The organism is Ensifer sp. BR816 (assembly GCF_000378985.1).
GTDB lineage: Bacteria > Pseudomonadota > Alphaproteobacteria > Rhizobiales > Rhizobiaceae > Sinorhizobium.
In genome coordinates this window covers 1989078-2010481 of sequence record NZ_KB905370.1, presented here as the reverse complement: position 1 = coordinate 2010481, position 21404 = coordinate 1989078, and the positions used below count along the sequence as shown (strand labels likewise).

At 62.5% G+C, this 21404-nt stretch carries 20 protein-coding genes; 11 read left to right on the top strand and 9 right to left on the bottom strand.

Features of this window, described 5'->3' with window-relative positions; genetic code table 11:
• Nucleotides 1–74: 74 nt before the first annotated feature.
• The 6 genes from glmS to RHIBR816_RS0109585 are packed head-to-tail and all read left to right on the top strand — an operon-like array spanning nt 75 to nt 6748.
• Nucleotides 75–545, top strand: a complete 471-nt coding sequence (gene glmS / locus RHIBR816_RS0109610; RefSeq protein ID WP_198294137.1) for a methylaspartate mutase subunit S — start codon at nt 75–77, stop codon at nt 543–545.
• Entirely contained in the window at nt 542–1945 is a 1404-nt protein-coding gene (locus RHIBR816_RS33890) for a glutamate mutase L (RefSeq protein WP_018236312.1), read from the top strand. Before glmS ends, RHIBR816_RS33890 begins: the two co-directional genes overlap by 4 nt.
• Nucleotides 1942–3405 (top strand): methylaspartate mutase subunit E, encoded by a 1464-nt coding sequence (locus RHIBR816_RS0109600; RefSeq protein ID WP_018236311.1) that lies wholly within the window; start codon nt 1942–1944, stop codon nt 3403–3405. The genes RHIBR816_RS33890 and RHIBR816_RS0109600 overlap by 4 nt, the downstream gene beginning before the upstream one ends.
• A 35-nt stretch (nt 3406–3440) precedes the next feature.
• On the top strand, nt 3441–4694 hold the full coding sequence (locus tag RHIBR816_RS0109595; RefSeq protein WP_018236310.1) for a methylaspartate ammonia-lyase: 1254 nt from the start codon (nt 3441–3443) through the stop codon (nt 4692–4694).
• A gap of 4 nt (nt 4695–4698) precedes the next feature.
• Nucleotides 4699–5874 (top strand): CaiB/BaiF CoA-transferase family protein, encoded by a 1176-nt coding sequence (locus tag RHIBR816_RS0109590; protein ID WP_018236309.1) that lies wholly within the window; start codon nt 4699–4701, stop codon nt 5872–5874.
• Entirely contained in the window at nt 5867–6748 is an 882-nt protein-coding gene (locus tag RHIBR816_RS0109585; protein ID WP_018236308.1) for a CoA ester lyase, read from the top strand. The genes RHIBR816_RS0109590 and RHIBR816_RS0109585 overlap by 8 nt, the downstream gene beginning before the upstream one ends.
• Here the strand turns inward: RHIBR816_RS0109585 and RHIBR816_RS0109580 are convergent.
• The 9 genes from RHIBR816_RS0109580 to RHIBR816_RS0109540 all read right to left on the bottom strand — a co-directional run bounded on the left by RHIBR816_RS0109580 (nt 6723) and on the right by RHIBR816_RS0109540 (nt 16551).
• Nucleotides 6723–7655 (bottom strand): LysR family transcriptional regulator, encoded by a 933-nt coding sequence (locus tag RHIBR816_RS0109580; RefSeq protein WP_018236307.1) that lies wholly within the window; start codon nt 7653–7655, stop codon nt 6723–6725. The two genes, RHIBR816_RS0109585 and RHIBR816_RS0109580, sit on opposite strands and share 26 nt — an antisense overlap.
• 12 nt (nt 7656–7667) lie before the next feature.
• Entirely contained in the window at nt 7668–9263 is a 1596-nt protein-coding gene (locus RHIBR816_RS0109575) for a FumA C-terminus/TtdB family hydratase beta subunit (RefSeq protein ID WP_198294169.1), read from the bottom strand.
• Between the two features lie 160 nt (nt 9264–9423).
• Nucleotides 9424–9996 carry an S-(hydroxymethyl)glutathione synthase gene (gene gfa / locus RHIBR816_RS0109570; RefSeq protein WP_018236305.1) on the bottom strand — a complete coding sequence of 191 codons (573 nt, stop codon included), beginning with the start codon at nt 9994–9996 and terminating at the stop codon, nt 9424–9426.
• A gap of 54 nt (nt 9997–10050) precedes the next feature.
• Nucleotides 10051–10893, bottom strand: a complete 843-nt coding sequence (gene fghA / locus RHIBR816_RS0109565; RefSeq protein WP_018236304.1) for an S-formylglutathione hydrolase — start codon at nt 10891–10893, stop codon at nt 10051–10053.
• Nucleotides 10894–10895: 2 nt separating this feature from the next.
• Nucleotides 10896–12023, bottom strand: coding sequence for an S-(hydroxymethyl)glutathione dehydrogenase/class III alcohol dehydrogenase (locus RHIBR816_RS0109560; protein ID WP_018236303.1), 1128 nt, complete (start codon nt 12021–12023; stop codon nt 10896–10898).
• Nucleotides 12024–12115: 92 nt separating this feature from the next.
• Nucleotides 12116–13048 (bottom strand): electron transfer flavoprotein subunit alpha/FixB family protein, encoded by a 933-nt coding sequence (locus RHIBR816_RS0109555; RefSeq protein ID WP_018236302.1) that lies wholly within the window; start codon nt 13046–13048, stop codon nt 12116–12118.
• Nucleotides 13049–13074: 26 nt separating this feature from the next.
• Nucleotides 13075–13824 (bottom strand): electron transfer flavoprotein subunit beta/FixA family protein, encoded by a 750-nt coding sequence (locus tag RHIBR816_RS0109550; protein ID WP_018236301.1) that lies wholly within the window; start codon nt 13822–13824, stop codon nt 13075–13077.
• Between the two features lie 41 nt (nt 13825–13865).
• Entirely contained in the window at nt 13866–14468 is a 603-nt protein-coding gene (locus RHIBR816_RS0109545; protein ID WP_026186811.1) for a dimethylsulfoniopropionate lyase, read from the bottom strand.
• A 46-nt stretch (nt 14469–14514) separates the two neighbouring features.
• On the bottom strand, nt 14515–16551 hold the full coding sequence (locus tag RHIBR816_RS0109540) for an NADH:flavin oxidoreductase (RefSeq protein WP_018236299.1): 2037 nt from the start codon (nt 16549–16551) through the stop codon (nt 14515–14517).
• 143 nt (nt 16552–16694) lie between these two features.
• Here RHIBR816_RS0109540 and RHIBR816_RS0109535 point away from each other — a divergent pair, with 143 nt between their 5' ends.
• The 5 genes from RHIBR816_RS0109535 (at nt 16695) to RHIBR816_RS0109515 (ending at nt 21219) form a co-directional block, all read left to right on the top strand.
• Nucleotides 16695–17321 carry a TetR/AcrR family transcriptional regulator gene (locus RHIBR816_RS0109535; RefSeq protein ID WP_018236298.1) on the top strand — a complete coding sequence of 209 codons (627 nt, stop codon included), beginning with the start codon at nt 16695–16697 and terminating at the stop codon, nt 17319–17321.
• Between the two features lie 17 nt (nt 17322–17338).
• Nucleotides 17339–18133: a pyrroline-5-carboxylate reductase gene (locus RHIBR816_RS0109530; protein ID WP_018236297.1), complete on the top strand. Its 795-nt coding sequence runs from the start codon at nt 17339–17341 to the stop codon at nt 18131–18133.
• 70 nt (nt 18134–18203) lie between these two features.
• The gene (locus tag RHIBR816_RS0109525) at nt 18204–19205 is read left to right on the top strand and encodes an ABC transporter substrate-binding protein (RefSeq protein WP_026186810.1); all 1002 of its coding nucleotides are present in this window, start codon (nt 18204–18206) and stop codon (nt 19203–19205) included.
• Between the two features lie 96 nt (nt 19206–19301).
• Nucleotides 19302–20189 (top strand): proline/glycine betaine ABC transporter permease, encoded by an 888-nt coding sequence (locus RHIBR816_RS0109520; protein ID WP_018236295.1) that lies wholly within the window; start codon nt 19302–19304, stop codon nt 20187–20189.
• On the top strand, nt 20182–21219 hold the full coding sequence (locus RHIBR816_RS0109515; protein WP_018236294.1) for a glycine betaine/L-proline ABC transporter ATP-binding protein: 1038 nt from the start codon (nt 20182–20184) through the stop codon (nt 21217–21219). Before RHIBR816_RS0109520 ends, RHIBR816_RS0109515 begins: the two co-directional genes overlap by 8 nt.
• Nucleotides 21220–21404: the final 185 nt, after the last annotated feature.

Below are 21404 nucleotides of genomic sequence, written 5' to 3'. Positions count from 1 at the left end.
TTGACTTCTCTTCCGCGTCCAGTATGACGGGCTCCAACAGCGGCAGTTGGAAATCAGCGAGGCAGGAGAGCGACGTGGCAGATGCACGGTTTAAGGTGGTCCTGGGCGTAATCGGCGCCGACTGCCACGCAGTGGGCAACAAAATCATCAAGAGCGTGCTGGAGCCCTTGGGCATCGACGTCGTCAATCTCGGCGTCATGGTCAGCCAGGACGAATTTATCGACGCGGCGGTCGAAACCGGCGCGCAGGCGATCCTCGTTTCCTCGATCTACGGCCACGGAGAAATCGATTGCGCCGGCTTCAGAGGCAGGTGCGTCGAACGTGGCCTCGCCGATATCCTCCTCTATGTCGGCGGAAACCTGGTGATCGGCAAGCGAGAGTTTTCCGCTGTCGAGGCGATGTTCAAGGACATGGGCTTCGACCGCGTGTTCAAGCCCACGGTCGACCTGGAAGAGGTCGCCGAGCTTCTGAAGGCGGACATTTCCCGGAAAGTGCTGGTCTGCAACGACGACCATGAAGTCGTCGAGCTGCGCATCGCGGGATGAGGCTCGTCTCCATCGACATAGGGTCGACGTGGACCAAGGGCGCCGCTTTCAGGGCCTCTGCGGACGGGGGGCTCCAGCTCCTCGACCGTGCGAGCCACCCGACCACGGTGGAAAATCTCTCGCGGGGTTTCGATGCCGTGCTCCGTGAACTCGTCGAGGACGATGAGAGTTACGACCTCTACTATTCGTCCTCCGCCAAGGGCGGGTTGGCGGTGGCTGCCGTCGGCATCGTCCCCGACATCACCGCAGAGATGGCGAAGATCACGGCATACTCGTCCGGCGCAAAGCTGACGCACAGTTTCGCCTATGAACTGGGCGAAGACGACATCGCGGCGTTGCAGCGAGCGACGCCCGATATCATTCTGCTTGCCGGCGGCTCTGACGGCGGGAACGCCTATTACCAGGTGCAAAATGCCCGAAAGCTCGCCGGAGCCGGGCTGTCCTGCACGATCGTCTATGCGGGAAACCGCCACGTTCGAGAAAATGTCCGCGCGATCCTCGACGGCCATGATCTGATCTGCGTCGACAACCTGCTACCCGCTCTAGACTTCCCGAATCCGGAGCCCGCGAGGGCAGCGGTGCGCGACGTCTTCCTGAGCAAGATCACCTCCGGCAAAGGGCTGGACCGCATCATCCGCAGCACCGGACGCGAGCCATGTCCGACGCCTTACGCTCTTTATGAATACTGCAGCCATATCGCACGGCATGCGCCTGAATTCGGCGATTTCCTTCTTGTCGACATGGGCGGCGCGACAACCGATGTCTACTCCTGCCATGACGAGGTCGTCGTCGCGGGCGTCGTCCGCCGCGGCTTGCCGGAGCCGAAGATCAAGAGAACGGTCGAGGGCGACCTCGGCATGCGTGTCTCCGCGTCGACGGCCGCCGAGGCTGTGCTGAGCCTGATGCCGCCGGCCGAAGATCGCCTTGCCGCGTTTGAGAGCTTTGTCTCGAAAGTGACGGCGACGCCGGAGATAGTGCCGGTCGAGCCCGAGGAAATTCGCTTCGACGCGATGCTGGCAGGCGCCAACATTGCGACGTCGCTGATGCGGCACGCCGGACGCGCCCACGAGGTCTCGACCGCGGACGGGCTTGTCACGGTGCAAGTGGGACGGGACCTGACATCGGTTCGAACGCTCATCGGCACCGGAGGATATCTGTCCAGTGCTCCCGAGTTCGACCCGCGCGACCATGTCGCCCGGATCGGTCTCGACGCGCGGGGCAAGCGTGTCCTCGTGCCGCGATGCAAGGAATATCTCCGCGATCCGGCGAACCTTCTTCCCCTTTTGGCAAACATCGCCCGGGGACACCCGGTCGCCGCTGTCACGGCCGGATTGCGACTGTTGGGCCACGAAGCATCCGACGAAAACTCCATAGTCAGATCAAAGATTGCGACCACATGACCGAGCCCTCTTCCCACGAAATCGAAAACCGGAAACTGGATCGCGGCACTTATGAGCACGAGCGCGATACGGTGTTGCAGACCTGGCATACCGGAAAAGATGTCGACTTCGCCAAGGGCGTGCGCCGCCATCACGAGATGCCCGATTCCAAGAAATTCTCCGTCGCGCTGGCCAATGCCGAAGCGGCGCACAAGACCCTGCTGCAGCCTCGTGCGGGGGTGGCGCTCATTCGCGAGCAGATACAGTTGCTCAATGACCTGTCGCCGCACTGCGACGTGCTGCCGACCACCGTGGATGCCTATACCCGGCACAACCGGTACGAGGAAGCGCAGGCGGGGATCGACAGATCGCGTGCGGCAGGCACGTCCTTGCTGAATGGATTCCCTCCGGTCAACCACGGGGTTGAAGGTTGCGAGCGGCTGGTCGACAACGTCAGCAAGCCCATCCAGGTCCGCCACGGGACGCCTGACGCGCGTTTGATGGCGGAGATCACGCTTGCATCGGGGTTCAGCAGCTTCGAGGGTGGCGGGATCTCCTACAACATCCCCTACTCGAAGAACGTGCCGCTGGCGCGCTCGATCCGCCACTGGCAATATTGCGACCGCCTCGTCGGCCGCTACGAAGAAGAAGGCGTCAGCATCAACCGGGAGCCCTTTGGCCCCCTCACCGGTACCTTGGTGCCGCCCTTCGTCTCGCACGCCGTGGCGCTGATCGAGGGACTGCTGGCCCTAGAGCAAGGCGTCAAATGCATCACGCTCGGCTACGGGCAGGCCGGCAACCTATCGCAGGATGTCGCGGCGATCCGTTCCCTGCGTCAGCTCGGCCATCACTACTTCCGCGAATTTGGCCACGACGACTACGCACTCTCCACGGTCTTTCACCAATGGATGGGCGGCTTTCCGGAAATCGAGGCGCGCGCCTACTCGGTCATTGCTCTTGGCGCCGCGGCGGCCAAGTTCGGCGGCGCGACAAAGATCATCGTCAAGACCCCGCACGAAGCAAGCGGCGTCCCGACCATGGAGGCAAACCGCGCGGGACTGCAGGCCACCGAACAGATGATCAACATGATCGGCGATCAGGGTTACCTCGAAACGGACGAGATTGCCCAGGAGATGGCACTCATCGAGCGCGAAGTCCACGCGGTGATGGACAAGGTGATCGATCTCGGCCAGGGGGACATCGCCCGCGGCGCCGTTCGCGCCTTCGAGGCCGGCGTGATGGACATCCCCTTCGCGCCCGCAAGCGTCAATGCCGGCCGACTGACACCGGTGCGCGATAACAACGGCGCGATCCGCGTCTTCGATCAGGGCAGCATACCGCTCCCTGCCGATGTGATCGCCTTTCACAAGGAAAAGATCGCCGAACGCGCTGCCGCCGAAGGGCGCGACGCATCCTTCAAGATGGTGGTGGACGATGTCCGGGCGATTTCCGCCAGCAAGCTGATCGGCCGTCCCAATTAGATCTCAACCGACTCCCGATCCAGAGAGACCATTCGATGAAGATTACCAATGCGCAGTTCAGCTCCGGCTTCTCGTCCTTCTATTTTGACGATCAGGCGGCGATCAAAGGCGGGGCCGGCATGGATGGCTTCACCTATGTAGGCCCAACAGCAACGCCGGGATTCGATGAGATACGGCAGTCGGGCGAAGCGGTTTCGGTTCTGCTGCAACTGGAAAACGGGCAATGGGCCGAGGGCGATTGCGCTGCCGTGCAGTATTCCGGCGCCGGCGGCCGCGATCCGTTGTTCACAGCCGAGCGCTACATCCCGTGGATGAACGAGGTGCTGCGGCCGCTGCTGATCGGTCGCGACGTGGACGACTTCGTGGCCAATGCCCGGTTTGTCGACGCGATCGAGGAAGACGGCAGGCAGATCCATACCGCCATCCGTTATGGACTGTCGCAGGCGCTTCTCGATGCCGCCGCCAAGGCCTCCAATCGGCTGAAGGTCGAGGTCGTCTGTGCCGAGTATGGGCTGCCGATCGATCTCTCGCCGCTCCGGCTGTTCGGTCAGAGCGGAGACGACCGCTACAATGCCGTCGACAAGATGATCATGAAACGGGTCGACGCGCTGCCGCACGGGCTGATCAACAATGTCGCGACCAAGCTCGGCGAGAACGGCGGCAAGCTCAAGGAATACGTCACCTGGCTGACGCAGAGGATCCAGAAGATCCGTAGCGGCCAGGACTACGCGCCGACCCTTCATATCGATGTCTATGGCACGATCGGCACGATATTCGACAACGATGCCGAGAGGATCGCCCTCTACCTGGCGGAGCTCGAAAACCGGGCACTGCCCTTCCCCCTCTATATCGAAGGGCCGGTCGACGCCGGCAACAAGCCCGACCAGATCCAACTTCTGGCGGCAATCAGAAAGGTGCTCCGCAAGGTCGGAAGCAGCGTGCGCATCGTCGCGGACGAATGGTGCAACACCTATGAAGACATCATCGAATTCGTCGATTCGGATTGCTGCGACATGGTGCAGATCAAGACGCCGGATCTCGGCAGCATCCACAACACCATCGAGGCGGTGCTCTATTGCCGCTCGCGCGGCGTCGAGGCCTACCTCGGAGGCACCTGCAACGAGACGGACGTCTCGGCCCGGACCTGTCTGCATGTCGCTCAGGCGACCCGTCCCGAGCGGGTGCTGATCAAGCCGGGCATGGGCTTCGACGAGGGCCTGACGATCGTCGCGAACGAGATGCGACGTAACCAGGCCATCCTCAAGACGAAACACGCCATTGCGGGGTGACACCATGGCTACTGCCGCCCAGATTTCTGGAACCGACAAACCCTACAAGGACCTCCTCGTCGTCTCGATCGAGCAGGCGGTCGCCGCACCGCTCTGCTCGTGCCACTTCGCCCAGGGCGGAGCGCGCGTGATAAAGATCGAGCGTCCGGAAGGAGACTTCGCCCGAAAATACGACCAGGCCGTGATGGGGGAATCCTCCTATTTCGTCTGGGCCAATCACGGCAAGGAGTCGCTCTGCCTCGACATCAAGGATCCGGAGGACGCCGCATTCCTGCATGTCCTGCTCGGCAAGGCCGACGTTTTCATCCAGAACCTCGCCCCCGGCGCGAGCGCGCGAGCAGGGTTTGACAGCACGGAACTGCGTGCGCGCTACCCGCGGCTCATCACCTGCGACATCAGCGGCTACGGAGAGACCGGCAGCTACCGGGACATGAAGGCCTACGACTTCCTCGTGCAGTGCGAGAGCGGCCTGGTGGCGGTCAACGGCGCACCGGGCGCGCCGGGCCGGATCGGCGTCTCGGTCTGCGACATCGGCGCGAGCATGAATGCGGTGATCGGCATACAGCAGGCGCTCTATCGACGGTCGGTCACCGGGACGGGCTCGGGCGTCAAGGTCTCGTTGTTCGATACCGCCGCCGACTGGATGACCGTCCCGCTGATGCATACGGTCTATGCCGGCAAGGCGCCGGAGCCGGTCGGGCTGCATCACCCGTCCATCGCACCCTATGGCGGCTTTGCAACGTCCGACGGGCACATGCTCGCCATTTCCATCCAGAACGAAAGAGAGTGGCGTCGCCTCTGCTCGGACGTGCTGGGCGATGCCGATTTGGCAACCGATGCGCGCTTCTGCAATGCTTCGCTCCGCGTGAAGAACCGCAGGGATCTGGACGCGATCGTCAGCGCCTTCTTCGCAAGGCACTCCAGGGTCGCATTGGAGGAATTGCTTCGAGCGGCCGCGATCGCCTATGGCGGCGTGAACTCGGTCGAAACCTTTGCCGGCCATCCGCAGCTCCGGCGACGTACCGTCACGCTCGAGAGCGGCAAGTCAGCCAAACTTGCCGGCGCTCCAGTCCAGTACTCCTACGAAAATCCGGATGAGCCATTCGGGCGTATCCCCGCCATCGGCGAGCACTCCGATGCTATTCGCCGCGAATTTGCCGGGGGAGCAGCCAATGCCTGACAAACGCTTGCCGCGCTGGCGATCGATGCTGTTCATGCCCGCCCACGAGGCGCGGTTCGTCGAGCGCGCACATCTGCGCAGGGCCGACGCCATCATTCTCGACCTCGAGGACAGCGTTGCGCCTGCCTCCAAGGCAGCAGCGCGCGAGCGTCTGCCGAAGCATGTGGCGCTGCTGGCCGAACGCGGGCTCGAAGTGATTGTGCGCGTCAACCGTGACCTGTCGAACTGCGTCGCAGACCTGACGGCTGCCACGATGGAGGGCGTCAGCGCCATTATGTTGCCGAAGGTCAGGGGACCTGACCATGTCGCGCTCGTCGATGAGTTCCTGATCGAGAAGGAACAGGAGCGCGACCTATCGCCGGGCTCTATCAAGCTCATCAATCTGATCGAGACACCGGCCGCTCTCAATGTCATGGCGCCGATCGCCGCGGCTTCCGACCGGGTGGTCGCACTCGCCATTGGAACGGAGGACTTCAGCGCCGAATGCGGCTTCGCGCCGACATTCGACAATCTCTTCGTTCCCTGCCAGCAGTTCATCTTTGCATGTCGCGCGGCGCGCGTTCTGGCGCTCGGCCTGCCCGGCAGCATCGCCTCGTTCGAAGACGCCGACGACTTCCAGCTTTTGGCCTCGCAGGCGAAGGCGATGGGATTCGACGGGGCGCTCTGCGTGCATCCGCGCCAGGTCGAGATCGTGAACGTCGTGTTCCGTCCGAGCGCTGCCGACGTGGAATTCGCCGCCCGCGTGGTCGAGGCCTACAACGAAGCCCTGCGGAGCGGCCGGGGTGCCACCAGCGTGGGCGGCGTGATGGTCGACGAGCCCGTAGCCAAGCGGGCCCAGGCGTTGCTGGCTACTCTGAAAAAAAGCGACGCATGAAATCCGGGCCTTCGTTGTTTACGAAGGACTTGAAGCTCGATGCCGCCGGACTGAGGCGCTTACCCTTCAGGTGAACCACGAACCATTCGCGCATCGCCGGCATGCCTTCGGCGGCGAGCACGCGCAGCTTGTTCGCCTGGCGTTCCAGCGCGATGGTGTGGGCGGAAATAAACGCTATTCCCATGTTGGCCATGACCGCCTGCTTGATGTTCTCGTTGCTGTCCATCTCCATTGTCGACGGCAGGCGCAGGTCCTGGCTCGTAAAGAAATAATCATGGATCATGCGGGTGCCGGAGCCCACCTCCCGCGCGAGGAACTGAAATTGCGTCAGTTCGCGCGGTGTAATGAGGCTTTTGCCCGCCAGCGGATGGGCGGGGTGGCTTATCAGCACATAGGGATGCTGCGCGAAGGGAGTGGCTTCGACGTCAATGCGTTGCGGCGGACGCCCCATTAGAGCCAGATCCGCGTGGCCGGTTTCCAGCCGCTCTATCACCTTCTCGCGGTTGGCAATGGTTGTTTCGAGGGAGATGTCCGGATGCGCTTGGCCGAACTCCTGGAGAAGATGGGGCCCGAAATTGCGGGACGTGGTGACCATCGACACGCGGACCAGCTTGTCGAACCGCCCCTGCAGCGCGTCGATCACATTGCACGCTTCCGTCAGCGCCTCCGTCATTCGCTCGGCATAGGGGATCAGCGCCGTCGCCGCAGCGGTCAATTGGATCGACCTGCCGTCCTTGTCGAAAAGCGGCGCGTCGAGGAATTCCGACAGCCGGCTCATCTGCATCGAGACCGCCGGGGGTGTCAGCCTGAGCTGCGAGGCGGCACCGACGAAGCTTCGGTGCTCGACGACGGCTAGAAAGATCTGAAGCTGGCGAAGCGTAATCTTGTCGAGGGCATCCGGCTTCATTCTTTTTGCGGCTCAGGGTTGGATGGTGAAGAAATCATTCCCCTTGTCATCTATCACAACAAAGGCGGGAAAATCCTTTACCCTGATTTTGAACACCGCCTCCATACCGAATTCCGCGAAATCAACGGCTTTGATGTCGAGAATGCAGTCCCTTCCGAGCACTGCCGCCGTCCCGCCGACCGATCCGAGATAAAATCCACCATGCGTCTTGCAGGAGCGCACCACCTGCGGCGAGCGGTTGCCCTTGGCGATGGTGACAAGCGATGCTCCCGCGGCCTGGAAATCCTCCATGTAGGGGTCCATCCTGGCTGCCGTCGTCGGGCCGAAAGATCCGGAAGCAAATCCGTCAGGCGTCTTCGCAGGACCGGCGTAGTAGATCGGGTGCTCCCGGAAATAGGCGGGAAGCGCCTCGCCCGTGGCAAGTCGCTTCGCCAGTTCGGCATGGACCAGATCGCGAGCGACGATCATCTCGCCGGAAAGCAGGACGGCTGTGGATACGGGAAGCTTCGACAGCTCTTCGCGGATGACGGCCATGGGCTGGCCGAGGTCGACATGCTTGGCATGCTGTGCCTCGAAGCTGGACTGTGGCAGGAACCGAGCCGGGTCGGTCTCCAAAGCCTCGATCCAGGCGCCGTGCCGGTCGATGCGGGCCTTGATCTGTCTGTCGGCGGAACAGCTGACACCGAGGCCAACGGGCAGGCTTCCGCCGTGTCGCGGCAGGCGAATGACACGCACGTCATGGCAGAAATACTTGCCGCCGAACTGGGCTCCAAGGCCGAGCGACTGGGTCAGCCGCAGCACGTCCTTCTCCAATTCGAGATCGCGAAACGCCCGCCCCGAGGCGTCACCTGAGTTTGGTAGATTGTCCAGCGCCTTGGTGGAGGCAAGCTTGACCGTTTTGAGGGTCTGGTCCGCCGACAGGCCGCCGATGACGATCGCCAGGTGATAGGGCGGACAGGCCGTCGTCCCGAGCGTCCGTATCTTCTCGCCGAGGAAGTCGACCAGGCGCTGGCGCTCCAACAGGCGCCGCGTTTCCTGGAACAGGAACGTCTTGTTTGCCGAACCGCCGCCCTTGGCTATGCAAAGCAACTCGAAATAGTCCGTCTGGGTCGCTTCGATATCGATCTGGGCCGGCAGGTTCGTTCCGGTGTTGCGCTCGTCGTACATGGTCAGCGGCGCCATCTGTGAAAACCGCAGGTTTCTCGTCTCCCACGTCTCGCTGATCCCGCGGCAGATCGCGTCATGCATGTCACCGTCGACAAGCACCGTTTCGCCCTTCTTGCCGATGATGGTGGCAGTGCCGGTGTCCTGGCAAATCGGAAACACGCCCTCGGACGCGATCACCGCATTCTTGAGCAGCTCCAGCGCCACGAAACGATCGTTCCCAGAGGATTCGGGATCGTCGAGTATCGCTCCGAGTTGCTCGAGATGAGCAGTCCTGAAGAGATGCGACACGTCGCTGAAAGCGGTCCTCACCAGATCGGTGAGGAGTTGCGGACTGACCGACAGGAATGTCCGCGAGCCGGCGAGGACTGGAGTCACCCCACCATTGCTGACAAGTCGAAAGTTTGTCCGATCGTCGGCAAGCTGGAACAACGGGGAAAAGATTCCCGTTTCGAAGGCGGGCATGGAAATCATCAGCAACGCTTATCTATATAGAGAAACAGATAAGCAATCTTATTGCCCGTGGGAAGATTTTTCAATCCTAAAGCTCCCCGACTGGCTATCGAAGAGATGGCAGCCCGGCGCATCCGGGCTGCCGTCGGTCTCATGCGGGAAGAACGCCGTTCTTCTTGGCGGTCCAGGTCGCGATATAGTCCATCAGCGCGGGATTGAGGCAGTCGTAGGGCTCGAGCCCCAGTTCCTTCAGCCGCGCCCGGACATCGTCCATGCCGGACGGATCGAAGCCGCTCTCGATGATCGAGGAGACGAAGGCGGCAAAGCCCGGCTCCGCCCAGCCTTCGTCCTGGAAGCGTTCCGGATGGATGAACGACAGCCCCTTGAACGGATGATCCCGCTCGACGGGGCCGTAGAGGTGCACGCCGCACGCCTTGCAGGCATGGCGCTGGATCAGCGCGGACGCATCGACGACCGCAAGCTTGTCACCGTTTTCCAGCACCTCGACGCTGTCCGTCGGCGCCACGGCGACGACCGAGAAGTTGGCGCCTTTCGGCTTCCAGCACTTGGTGCAGCCGCAGGCATGGTTGTGCGCGATGTCGCTCTTGACCCGCACCTTTACCGGATTGGTGACGCATTCGCAGACCAGCGTGCCGCCGGCAAAGGATCCTGCTTGCTGCTTTCTGCCGCCGTCGACCGACGGGTGAATGGCGATGCTACCCATACACGTCTCTCCTTCCCTTGGTTGTGCCGGACCCGATGCCCGGCCGTTTTGATTTCATGCTTGTTTCTTCAGCCGCTCGGCATGCCATCGCAGATGGTCGTCCATGAAGGTGGAGATGAAGAAATACGAATGCCCGTAGCCTTCCCGCAGTCTCAGCGTCAGCGGAATGCCGGCGGCCGCGCAGGCGCTTTCAAGCTCGCCCGGCCTGAGGCCGTCCTCGAGGAAAGTGTCCGCGCGCCCCTGATCGACGAGAAACTCCGGGAATCTATGGCCGTCCTCGATCAGCGCGCAGCTATCATACTGCCGCCACGCCGTTTCGTCGCTGCCGAGATATTTTTCCAAGGCCGGTTTCGACCAGCCGGAGACGCTCGGATGGCTGATTGGCGCGAAGGCCGAGCAACTACGGTAGCGGTCCGGTTTCTTGAGCGCGATCGTCAGGGCCCCGTGGCCGCCCATCGAATGCCCGAAGATGCCCTGCCGTTCCATGTCGGCGGGGAACGACGCCGCGACCAGCTGCGGCAGTTCCTGCGTCACATAGGAATACATCCGGTAGTTGGCGGCGAACGGCTGCTGCGTCGCATCGACGTAGAAGCCGGCCCCCTTGCCGAACTGCCAATTGTCCGGTTCATCGGGAATACCGTCACCACGAGGGCTGGTATCCGGGCAGACGACGATGAGGCCGAATTCTGCGGCCAGCCGCCGATACTCGCCCTTCTCCATGACGTTGGCGTGGGTGCAGGTCAGCCCCGACAGATACCAGACGACCGGACACGGCCGTTCGGCCGCTTGCGGCGGCACGAACACCGCGAAGGTCATGTCGCAATCGCACACCTCGGAACGATGCGCGTAGACGCCCTGAATGCCGCCATGCGACTTCTCTTTAGAGTTCGTTTTCATGGTCAGTAGAGGACCACGCTTCTGATGCTTGTTCCCGAATGCATCAGCTCGAAGCCCTTGTTGATGTCTTCGAGCGGCATGGTGTGGGTGATCATCGGGTCGATCTCGATCTTGCCCTCCATGTACCAGTCGACGATCTTCGGCACGTCGGTGCGGCCGCGGGCGCCGCCGAAGGCGGTGCCCATCCAGGAGCGGCCGGTGACCAGCTGGAACGGCCGGGTGGCGATCTCCTGGCCGGCGCCGGCCACCCCGATCACCACCGACTTGCCCCAGCCGCGATGCGAGGCCTCGAGCGCCTGGCGCATGACCTTCACATTGCCGGTGCAGTCGAAGGTGTAGTCGGCGCCGCCGATCTGGTCGGCGCCGCGCTTCGTCAGGTTGACGAGATAGGCGACGATATCGCCGTCGATCTCGGTCGGGTTGACGAAGTGGGTCATGCCGAACTTCTCGCCCCAGGCCTTCTTGTCGTTGTTGAGATCGACGCCGATGATCATGTCGGCGCCGGCAAGGCGAAGCCCCTGGATGACGTTGAGGCCGATGCCGCCCAAACCGAAGACGACCGCGGTGGCGCCCATCTCCACCTTGGCGGTGTTGATCACCGCGCCGATGCCGGTGGTGACGCCGCAGCCGATATAGCAGATCTTGTCGAAGGGGGCGTCCGGGTTGACCTTGGCGACGGCGATCTCCGGCAGCACGGTGAAGTTGGCGAAGGTCGAGCAGCCCATATAGTGGTGGATCTTGTCCTTGCCGATCGAAAAGCGGCTCGTGCCGTCCGGCATCAGCCCTTGCCCCTGGGTGGAGCGGATGGCGGTGCAAAGATTGGTCTTGCGGGACAGGCAGGAGGGGCAGGACCGGCATTCCGGCGTATAGAGCGGAATCACATGGTCGCCCTTCTTGACCGAGGTGACGCGCGGACCGACGTCGACGACGATGCCGGCGCCCTCATGGCCGAGGATCGCCGGAAACAGCCCCTCCGGGTCGGCACCCGACAGGGTGAAATCGTCGGTGTGGCAGATGCCGGTCGCCTTGACCTCGATCAGCACCTCGCCGGCCTTCGGGCCCTTTAGCTGTACGGTCATGATTTCCAGCGGCTTGCCGGCCTGAACGGCCACGGCGGCACGTACGTCCATTGTTCGATCCTTTTGAGTGGTGATGGAATTGCTTGCCCGACTGGACCGGACCCGCGCGGGCTGGCCCGGTTGTCGTCCTGATCCAGGCCGCCTCAGAGCGCCTTTTCGAGCTCCGGCAGAACGTCGAAGAGGTCGGCGACGAGGCCGTAGTCGGCGACCTGGAAGATCGGTGCCTCCTCGTCCTTGTTGATGGCGACGATGACCTTCGAATCCTTCATGCCGGCGAGGTGCTGGATGGCACCGGAGATGCCGCAGGCGATGTAGAGGTCGGGGGCGACCACCTTGCCGGTCTGGCCGACCTGCCAGTCGTTCGGGGCATAGCCGGCATCGACGGCGGCGCGCGACGCGCCGACGGCGGCACCGAGCTTGTCGGCGACCGGCAGGATCACTTCCTTGAACTTCTCCGACGAACCGAGCGCCCGGCCGCCGGAGATGATGATCCTGGCCGAGGTCAGTTCCGGCCGGTCCGACGACGACAGCGCATCGGAAACATGCCTGGACAGATCGGAAGAAAAAGCTGTCGCCGAGATTTCCTCGACGACAGCCGAGTTACCCGCCGGAGCGGGGGGGAAAGATGCAGTGCGAACGGTGATGACCTTCTTGGCGTCGCTCGTCTGCACCGTCTGGATGGCATTGCCGGCATAGATCGGCCGCTTGAAGGTGTCGGCAGAGACGACTTCGATGATCTCCGAGACCTGGGCGACGTCGAGGAGCGCGGCGACCCGCGGCATGACGTTCTTGCCGACCGAGGTGGCGGCCGAGACGATGGTGTCGTAGGAAGCGGCGAGCGAGACGATCGTAGCTGCGAGCGGCTCTGCCAGATTGTTGGCAAGCGACGCGTCGTCGGCGACGAGCACCTTGGAGACGCCGGCAAGCTTCGCGGCTTGCTCGGCAACGCCCTTGGCGTTCGCGCCGGCGACGAGAACGTGGACGTCGGACCCGATCTTGGAGGCCGCCGTCAGCGCCTTGGCCGTCTGGTCGGAAAGGTGGGTGGTGTCGTGGTCAGCCAGAAGCAGAATGGCCATGATGAAAGTCTCCCTTTCCTTAAAACTTAGAGTACGCCGGCTTCGGACTTGAGCTTGTCGACGAGCTCGGCAACCGACTTGACCTTGATGCCGGCCTTGCGGCCGGACGGCTCCTCGGTCTTCAAGATCTTCAGCCGCGGCGCGGTGTCGACGGCGAAATCGGCCGGTGTCTTCTTGTCGAGCGGCTTCTTCTTCGCCTTCATGATGTTCGGCAGCGAGGCATAGCGCGGCTCGTTCAGGCGCAGATCCGTGGTCACCACCGCCGGCAGCTTCAGTTCGACCGTCTGCAGGCCGCCGTCGACCTCGCGGGTAACATCGACCTTGCCGTCGCCGATCTCGACCTTCGAGGCGAAGGTGCCCTGGGCCCAGCCGAGCAGCGCCGACAGCATCTGGCCGGTCTGGTTGCTGTCGTCGTCGATCGCCTGCTTGCCGACGATGATCAGCCCCGGCTGCTCCGCCTCGGCCACACCCTTGACGATCTTGGCGACCGCGAGCGGCTCGACGGCATCGTCGGTCTCGACGAGGATCGCCCGGTCGGCGCCCATGGCGAGCGCCGTCCGCAGCGTCTCCTCGGCCTTGGCCGGGCCGATCGACACGACCACCACTTCCGAGGCCTTGCCGGCTTCCTTGAGCCGCAGCGCCTCTTCGACCGAGATCTCGTCGAACGGGTTCATCGACATCTTGACGTTGGCGAGTTCGACGCCCGAACCGTCCGCCTTCACCCGGATCTTGACGTTGAAGTCGACGACCCGTTTTACCGTGACTAGGATTTTCATGCTGGTTCCCTTGACTGTTGATTGTTCCGCTCGACTGACTGCTAGTCGGGCCTGTTGGCCAGCAGCACCCAGAAGGCAAAGAGCGCTGTATCGACGGAGCGCATGGCGTGCCGGATTCCCGGCTCGTTGTAGAAGGAACCGCCAATGCCGGGCGAGAACCACGCCCCCTGCCCTTGCCGGAATTCTCCCTCTGACAGGACGAGATAGACCTCTTCCGGCGCGTGATCATGGTCCGGATAACGGACGTTCGGTGCCATCAACGTAACGCCGAACCATAGGTCCCGCCGATCCTCGAGGCCGCCGGGTCCTATGATCATCGCATTGGCGTGGCCGTCGAGGTAATTGCCGCTGGCGGAACTGTGGTAGTTCGTGCGGCGCCGCCATTCGAGCCGCGGTTCGATCGCCTTGAACCGTTCGACCAGGCGGTGGAGCGACTCGTGTTCCGTTTCAATGGCAAACGCCGTGTCGAGCTGCGAGCACACCGGCAGCTGGCTTCCGGGACCGGACCTTTCCGCGCCAGGCACTTCGAGCGCGGAAAAAATTTGCCGGATCGACCGGCGCGATTCCGGGGCCTGCGCGAACTGGTCGAACGCCGCGAAGGCAGCATCGACGAACAACTGCAGAGCTTCGCTTCGACCTGTCATTGCGTATCCCCTGTAAGGGGCCGCCCCGGGGCGGCCCGACTCGATGTCAGATGTCCTTGAGAAGGCGAAGGGCGTCATAGATAGCCGCGTGCGTGTTGCGCGCCGCGACCGCATCGCCGATGCGGAAGAGCTGGAACTTGCCATCCGCGTTGCGCCAGACGGCTTGCGGCCTGCCGGCGATCAACTGATCGTGCGACATTTCACCAAGGTTGCTCGAGGCCGGCTTCAGTTCAAAATAGAGCTCGTCGAGCGGAATGGTGCCATGGTTGACGACGATCTGGTCGAAGGACCGTTGCTTTTCGACGCCGCCGTAGTCGCTGCCGACATGGGCGACAAGCTGGTTGCCGTTCTTCTCGACCGCTTCCAGACGGTAGGTGACCGTGAAGGTCACATCGAGCTTCTGCAAGGAGCGCATGTAGGGGACGAGGTTCATCGCCATGACTTCCGGCGCGAAGGAGCGATCGGGGGTCATGATCTCGACCTTCGCGCCGGCATTGGCGAGAAATTCGGCGGCCTGCAGGCCGGCATGGTCGCCGGCGTCGTCGAAGATCAACACGTTGCTGCCCGGCTTGACGTCGCCGGAGATGATATCCCAGGCGGAGACGACGAGCTCGTTGCCCTTGGAGAGCACTTCCGTATGCGGGAGCCCACCCGTCGCGATGACGACGACGTCCGGGCTTTCCGCCGCGACGGTCTCGGCCTCCGCCCAGGTGTTGAAATGGAAGGTGACGCCGAGCTTCTCGCACTGGCTCATGCGCCAGTCGATGATGCTGATCATCTCCCGGCGGCGCTCGCTCTGGGCCGTCAGCCGGATCTGTCCGCCGGGATCATTCGCCGCTTCGAACACGACGACCTCGTGGCCGCGCTCGCCAGCGACACGCGCGGCCTCCAGGCCGGCCGGTCCGGCGCCGACGATCACGATCTTCTTGCGACGGTCCGCCTGGGCGATCGTGTGCGGCATCGTCAGCTCGCGCCCGGTCGCCGCATTGTGGATACAATAGGCGGCGCCGCCCTGGTAGATGCGGTCGAGACAGTAGTTGGCGCCGACGCAGGGCCGAATGTCGTCCTCGCGCTTCTCGATGATCTTGCGGACGATATGCGGGTCGGTCATGTGGGCACGGGTCATGCCGACCATGTCGACCTTGCCGGACGCGATCGCATGACGCGCGGTCGCGACGTCGGGGATCTTCGCGGCATGGAAGGTCGGGAAATTCGTAGCAGCGCGGATTTCGCCGGCGAAATCGAGATGCGGCGAATTGGCCATGCCCTGGATCGGGATGACGTCGGTCAGGCCGGCGTCCGTATCGATATGCCCGCGGATGACGTTCAGGTAGTCGATGAGCCCGCTTTCCTTGAGGCGCTTCGAAATCTCGATGCCCTCTGCCTTGCCCGTCCCGCCGGGAAGACATTCGTCGGCCGTGTAGCGCACGCCGAGGATGAAATCGTCCCCGACTCGCGTGCGGATCGCCTTCAGGACGTCGAAACAGAAGCGCATGCGGTTGTCGAGCGAGCCGCCGTAAGGACCATCGAGCTCGTTCGTCAGCGGCGAATTGAACTGGTCGATGAGGTGACCGTAGGCCTCGAGTTCGACGCCGTCCATGCCGCCGGCCTTCATCCGCTCGGCCGCATCGGCGAAATCCTTGATGATCCGCTCGATGTCCCAGTCCTCGATCTTCTTCGGAAAGGCGCGGTGCGAGGCTTCGCGGTGATGCGATGGGGCGACGACCGGCAGCCACTCACCCTTGTCCCACCGTGTACGGCGACCGAGATGGGTGAGCTGGATCATGATCGCCGCGCCTTCCTCGTGCACGGCGTCGGTCATCTCTCTTATCCACGGAACGATCTCGTCCTTGTAGGCGAGAAGGTTGTTGAACACCGGCGGACTGTCCTTCGAGACGGCCGCCGATCCGGCGGTCATCGTCATCGCCACCCCACCCTTGGCGCGCTCCACCGTGTAGGCGCGATAGCGCTCTTTCGGCATGCCGTCTTCCGGATAGGCCGGTTCGTGCGCGGTCACGATGATGCGGTTGCGCAGCGTCAGGTGCTTGAGCTGATAGGGCTGAAGAAGGGGATCGTTCGACATCTGCCGGGCTCCGGATTAGAGGTGTTCAGGAGCGTAATGGGAAATGTACACTTGTGTCAACACAGATATCGCGTAAGTCATGCTAATGGACAGTGGTGTACATTTTTCTTGCACTACTCGTTTAAATTTGTTAGGAGAACGGTATGGAGCAGACCATGAACGATAGCGGTTGGCGTGGTTCCCCGGATGTCTGGCTGAGCGCGGCTTACGAGTCGCTGCTGGAGGCTGGCGTCGATTCCGTGAAGATCCAGCCCCTGGCCAAGAAGCTGAACCTGTCGCGAACGAGCTTCTATTGGTTCTTCAAGGATCGCGAAGAACTGCTTGAAGCGCTGGTTGCGCGGTGGCGCGAGAAGAACACGGGCAACCTCGTCAAGCAGGCCGATGCCTATGCCGAGACGGTTGCCGAGGCGATGCTGAACGTTTTTGACTGCTGGCTGGATAGCAGGCTTTTCGACTCGCAATTCGAGTTTGCGGTGAGAAGCTGGGCCCTTCAGTCACCCGAAATTCTAAGAGAGGTCCAGAGCGCCGACCAGCAGCGTCTCGATGCCCTGTCGCGCATGTTCCTTCGATTTGGGTACGACGCACCCCACGCCGATGTTCGGGCACGAACGATCTATCTGGTGCAGATCGGGTACATTTCGATGCAGACGACGGAAGACGTCTCCGTCCGCATGAAGCGCATCCCGGAATATGTGGAAATTTTCACCGGGCAGGTGCCGGAGCAGAGGGAGCTCGATCGCTTCTCCGCACGGCACGGTTACTCCGGATAAGGCGAAGACGGGCGAAGATGAGCGACGCGCTGAAAATCGGCATCATTGGCGGAAGTGGCTGGCTTGGCGGGGCTATCGTCGAGGCGATCCTCGATAGAGGGCTCGCCTCCCCCGAAAACCTTACACTGTCCTATCGAAGCGAGCAGCCGACAGGCGTACAAGGCGTTCGCTGGACCAAGAACAACCAGGAGCTCGCCGATCGCTCGGACATGATCATTGTCTCGGTCCGTCCTGCTGACTGGCCGCCGCTCATGGTCGATGTCCATGGCAAGCTCGTGGTTTCCGTCATGGCCGGCGTTCGTTTGCGCGATTTGGCTCACCATCACAATACGGAAAGGGCCGTCCGCAGCTTGCCCAACGCCGCGGCTGAGGTCGGCAAATCCTATACGCCCTGGATCGGCTCGGAAGGTGTGAACGAGCAAGACCGCGCGACCGTCCGCGCGATCTTCGACGCCTGCGGAACACAGGACGAGGTCGCGAGCGAGAGCGACATCGATTACCTGACCGGGCTTTCCGGTTCGGGGCCGGCTTTCCCCGCTCTCTTGGCTGACGCCATGATGCGCGATGCCGTGTCGCGCGGCATCAAGCCGGATGTGGCACGGCGAGCGGTAACCACCGTGCTGGTCGGATCCGGGCGTCTCTTCGAGAAGAACGGCGAATGTCCCGCCGATACGGTCGAGGCCTTTGTCAGCTACCGCGGGACGACCGCCGCAGCAATCGAAGCGATGCGCGCCGCCGGCTTCGACGCTGCCGTCCGAGACGGACTTGCGGCCGCATATCAGAAATCGATGAACATGGGAGAGCGCTCCTGAATCGATCGGAGCTGGCGATCGCGGCAAGCCAGCTTCGCCAACATATGCCGCCAGAACAAGGGGAACGAAAATGAGGTACCTACTTGCATCAACATGCCTCACGCTTGGCGTACTGGGAGGCGCGTCCGTCGCGGGCGCCGCGGAATGCGGATCGCTGACCATCGCGAGCATGAACTGGCAGAGCGCGGAAGTGCTTTCCAACCTCGACAAGATCATTCTGAACGAGGGTTACGGCTGCGAAGCCGAAATCACCATCGGCGACACCGTCCCGACGATCACCTCCATGGCAGAAAAGGGCGAGCCCGATATCGCGCCCGAGGCCTGGATCGACCTGCTGCCGGACGTCGTCAAGAAAGGCACGGAAGAAGGCCGTATCATCAAGGTCGGCTCTCCGCTTCCAGATGGTGGCGTGCAGGGCTGGTGGATCCCCAAATATTTCGCGGATGCCCATCCGGACATCAAGACGATTCCCGACGCGTTGAAGCATCCGGAACTGTTTCCTGATCCGGAAGACCCGAGCAAGGGTGCGATCTACAACGGGCCACAGGGCTGGGGCGGCACCGTCGTCACCTCGCAGCTCTATAAGGCGTTCGATGCCGAGAAGGCCGGCTTCAAGCTCGTCGACACCGGCTCGGCCGCCGGCCTGGACGGCTCCATCGCCAAGGCGTATGAGGCCAAGAAAGCTTGGGTCGGATACTATTGGGCGCCGACCGCCCTCGTCGGCAAATATCCGATGGTCAAGCTCGAATACGGCGTTGCGGAAGACCCAGCGGAGTGGAAGCGGTGCATTACCGTGGCCGATTGCCCTGACCCGAAGCCGAGCGCCTGGCCGGTCGACACCATCGTGACGCTGGTGGCCAAGCCCTTCTCGGAGAAGGCCGGCCCCGAGGTCATGGACTACCTGAACAAGCGCTCCTGGAGCAATGACACCGTCAGCAAGCTGATGGCCTGGATGACGGACAACCAGGCGAGCGGCGAAGAAGGTGCCAAGCACTTCCTCGAAGAAAACGAGGACGTCTGGACGAAGTGGGTCACGCCGGAAGCCGCCGAGAAGATCAAGGCGGCGCTCTAAGCCACCTGACAAGTGGGGCGCGCGCCAAGCGCGTCCCATTCCATGGCCGAAAAACAAGAAAAAGCTCACAACGGCTTCTTTGAAAAGGGGAACCGAATGGACTGGTTTTTTAAATTTCCAAACATGAACGACGACTCGCTCCGAGAACTGAAGAAGGTCATCGACGAGGGATTCCGGGCGTTCACGCGCGCCTATGGCGATATCATCGAAGGCTTCTTCTCGCCCTTGCAGCATTTCCTGATCGCCGCCGAGCGCTTCATGACGAAGACGCCTTGGCCGATCATCATGCTGATCATCCTGGTGATTGCCTGGGGGGCGAGCCGGAGCTGGAAAGTGGTCGCCGGCTGTCTCGTCACGCTGCTGGCGATCGGCTATTTCGACATGTGGGACGACACGATGCGGACGGTCTCGATGATCTTCGTCTGCACCGTGCTGTCGATCGCCATCGGTATCCCGATGGGCATTCTGATGTCGCGTTCCGACCGGATGCAGCGGATCGTGAACCCGGTGCTCGACGTCATGCAGACGATGCCGAGCTTCGTCTATCTCATTCCCGTCGTCATGCTGCTCGGCATCGGCAAGGTGCCGGGGCTGATCGCGGTGGTCATCTATGCCATCCCGCCGATGATCCGGCTCACCGATCTCGGCATCCGCCTCGTCGACAAGGACGTGCTCGAGGCGGCCGACGCCTTCGGCTCGTCGAGCTGGCAGAAGCTCAGGAACGTGCAACTGCCGCTCGCCTTGCCGACCATCATGGCCGGCATCAACCAGACGATCATGATGGCGCTCGCCATGGTCGTCATCGCCTCGATGATCGGCGTCCAGGGTCTCGGCCAGCCGGTGCTGAAGGCGATTGCCAACCAGTATTTCACCCTCGGCATTTTCAACGGCCTTGCCATCGTCGGCATCGCCATCATCTTCGACCGCGTCAGCCAGGCCTATGGCAAGCGGCTGCAGAAGCACAGGGAGGTCGTCCATGGCTGATCACCACTTCGACGGGATCAGGATCCGCAACCTCTACAAGATCTTCGGACCGAATGCCGCAACGCATGTCGAGGCCGTCCGCAACGGCCTCTCGAAAACCGAACTGAATGCGAAGTTCGGCCATGTGCTCGGCCTCAAGGACATCAATATCGAGATGCCCTCCGGCTGCATCCAGGTCATCATGGGCTTGTCCGGTTCCGGGAAGTCGACGCTGATCCGGCACATCAACCGGCTGATCGATCCGACCGCCGGCGAGGTGCTGGTTAACGGGGTCGACGTCGTCAAGATGACCGAGATGGAGCTGCGCGAGTTTCGCCGGCACCAGACTGCGATGGTGTTCCAGAAGTTCGCGCTTCTGCCGCACCGCAACGTTCTCGACAACACCCTCTACGGCCTTGAGGTCCAGGGTATCGAGCGCTCCAAGGCTGTCGATGTCGCGATGCGCTGGATTGAGCGGGTCGGACTGAAGGGCTTCGAAAGCAAGTACCCGAACCAGCTGTCGGGCGGCATGCAGCAGCGCGTCGGCCTCGCCCGGGCGCTTTCCAACGACGCGCCGGTGCTGTTGATGGACGAGGCCTATTCGGCCCTTGATCCGCTGATCCGCATGGACATGCAGACGGTTCTTCTCGACCTGCAGAAGGAGATCAAGAAGACGGTTGTGTTCATCACCCACGACCTCGACGAGGCGCTGAGGCTCGGCGACCAGATCGCCATCCTGCGCGACGGCGAGGTCATCCAGCAGGGCACCAGCCAGGACATCGTCCTCAGGCCCGCTGACGACTACATCGCCAACTTCGTCAAAGACGTCAACCGCGGCCGCGTCATCCATGTCGATGCCGTCATGGCTCCGGTTGCGCCGGGCCATCCGGTCAACGGGGCAACTCTGTTGGCAGGGGGCTCGATCGAGGACGCGATCAAGATCCTCGCCCACGGGGAGGCGAAGGATCTGGTGGTTGTGAACCCGGCTGGTCTGCCTCTCGGGGTCGTTGACCTCAAGACATTGGCTTCTGCAGCCGTGTCGAGCCACTGACGGGTTCCAGGAAACCAACGTGGCCGCGCATGACTCCCTTCGCATCGGATTTAAACATCCGATGCGAAGGGAATTGCACGACAAGTTGCATGCGCGGCCCGTGACCACGAATTCCCGGCCGGCTGGCTCATGCCTCAACTTACCGAACTGGGTATTCCGGCGCGCCAGATCAGCGACTGCGCCGC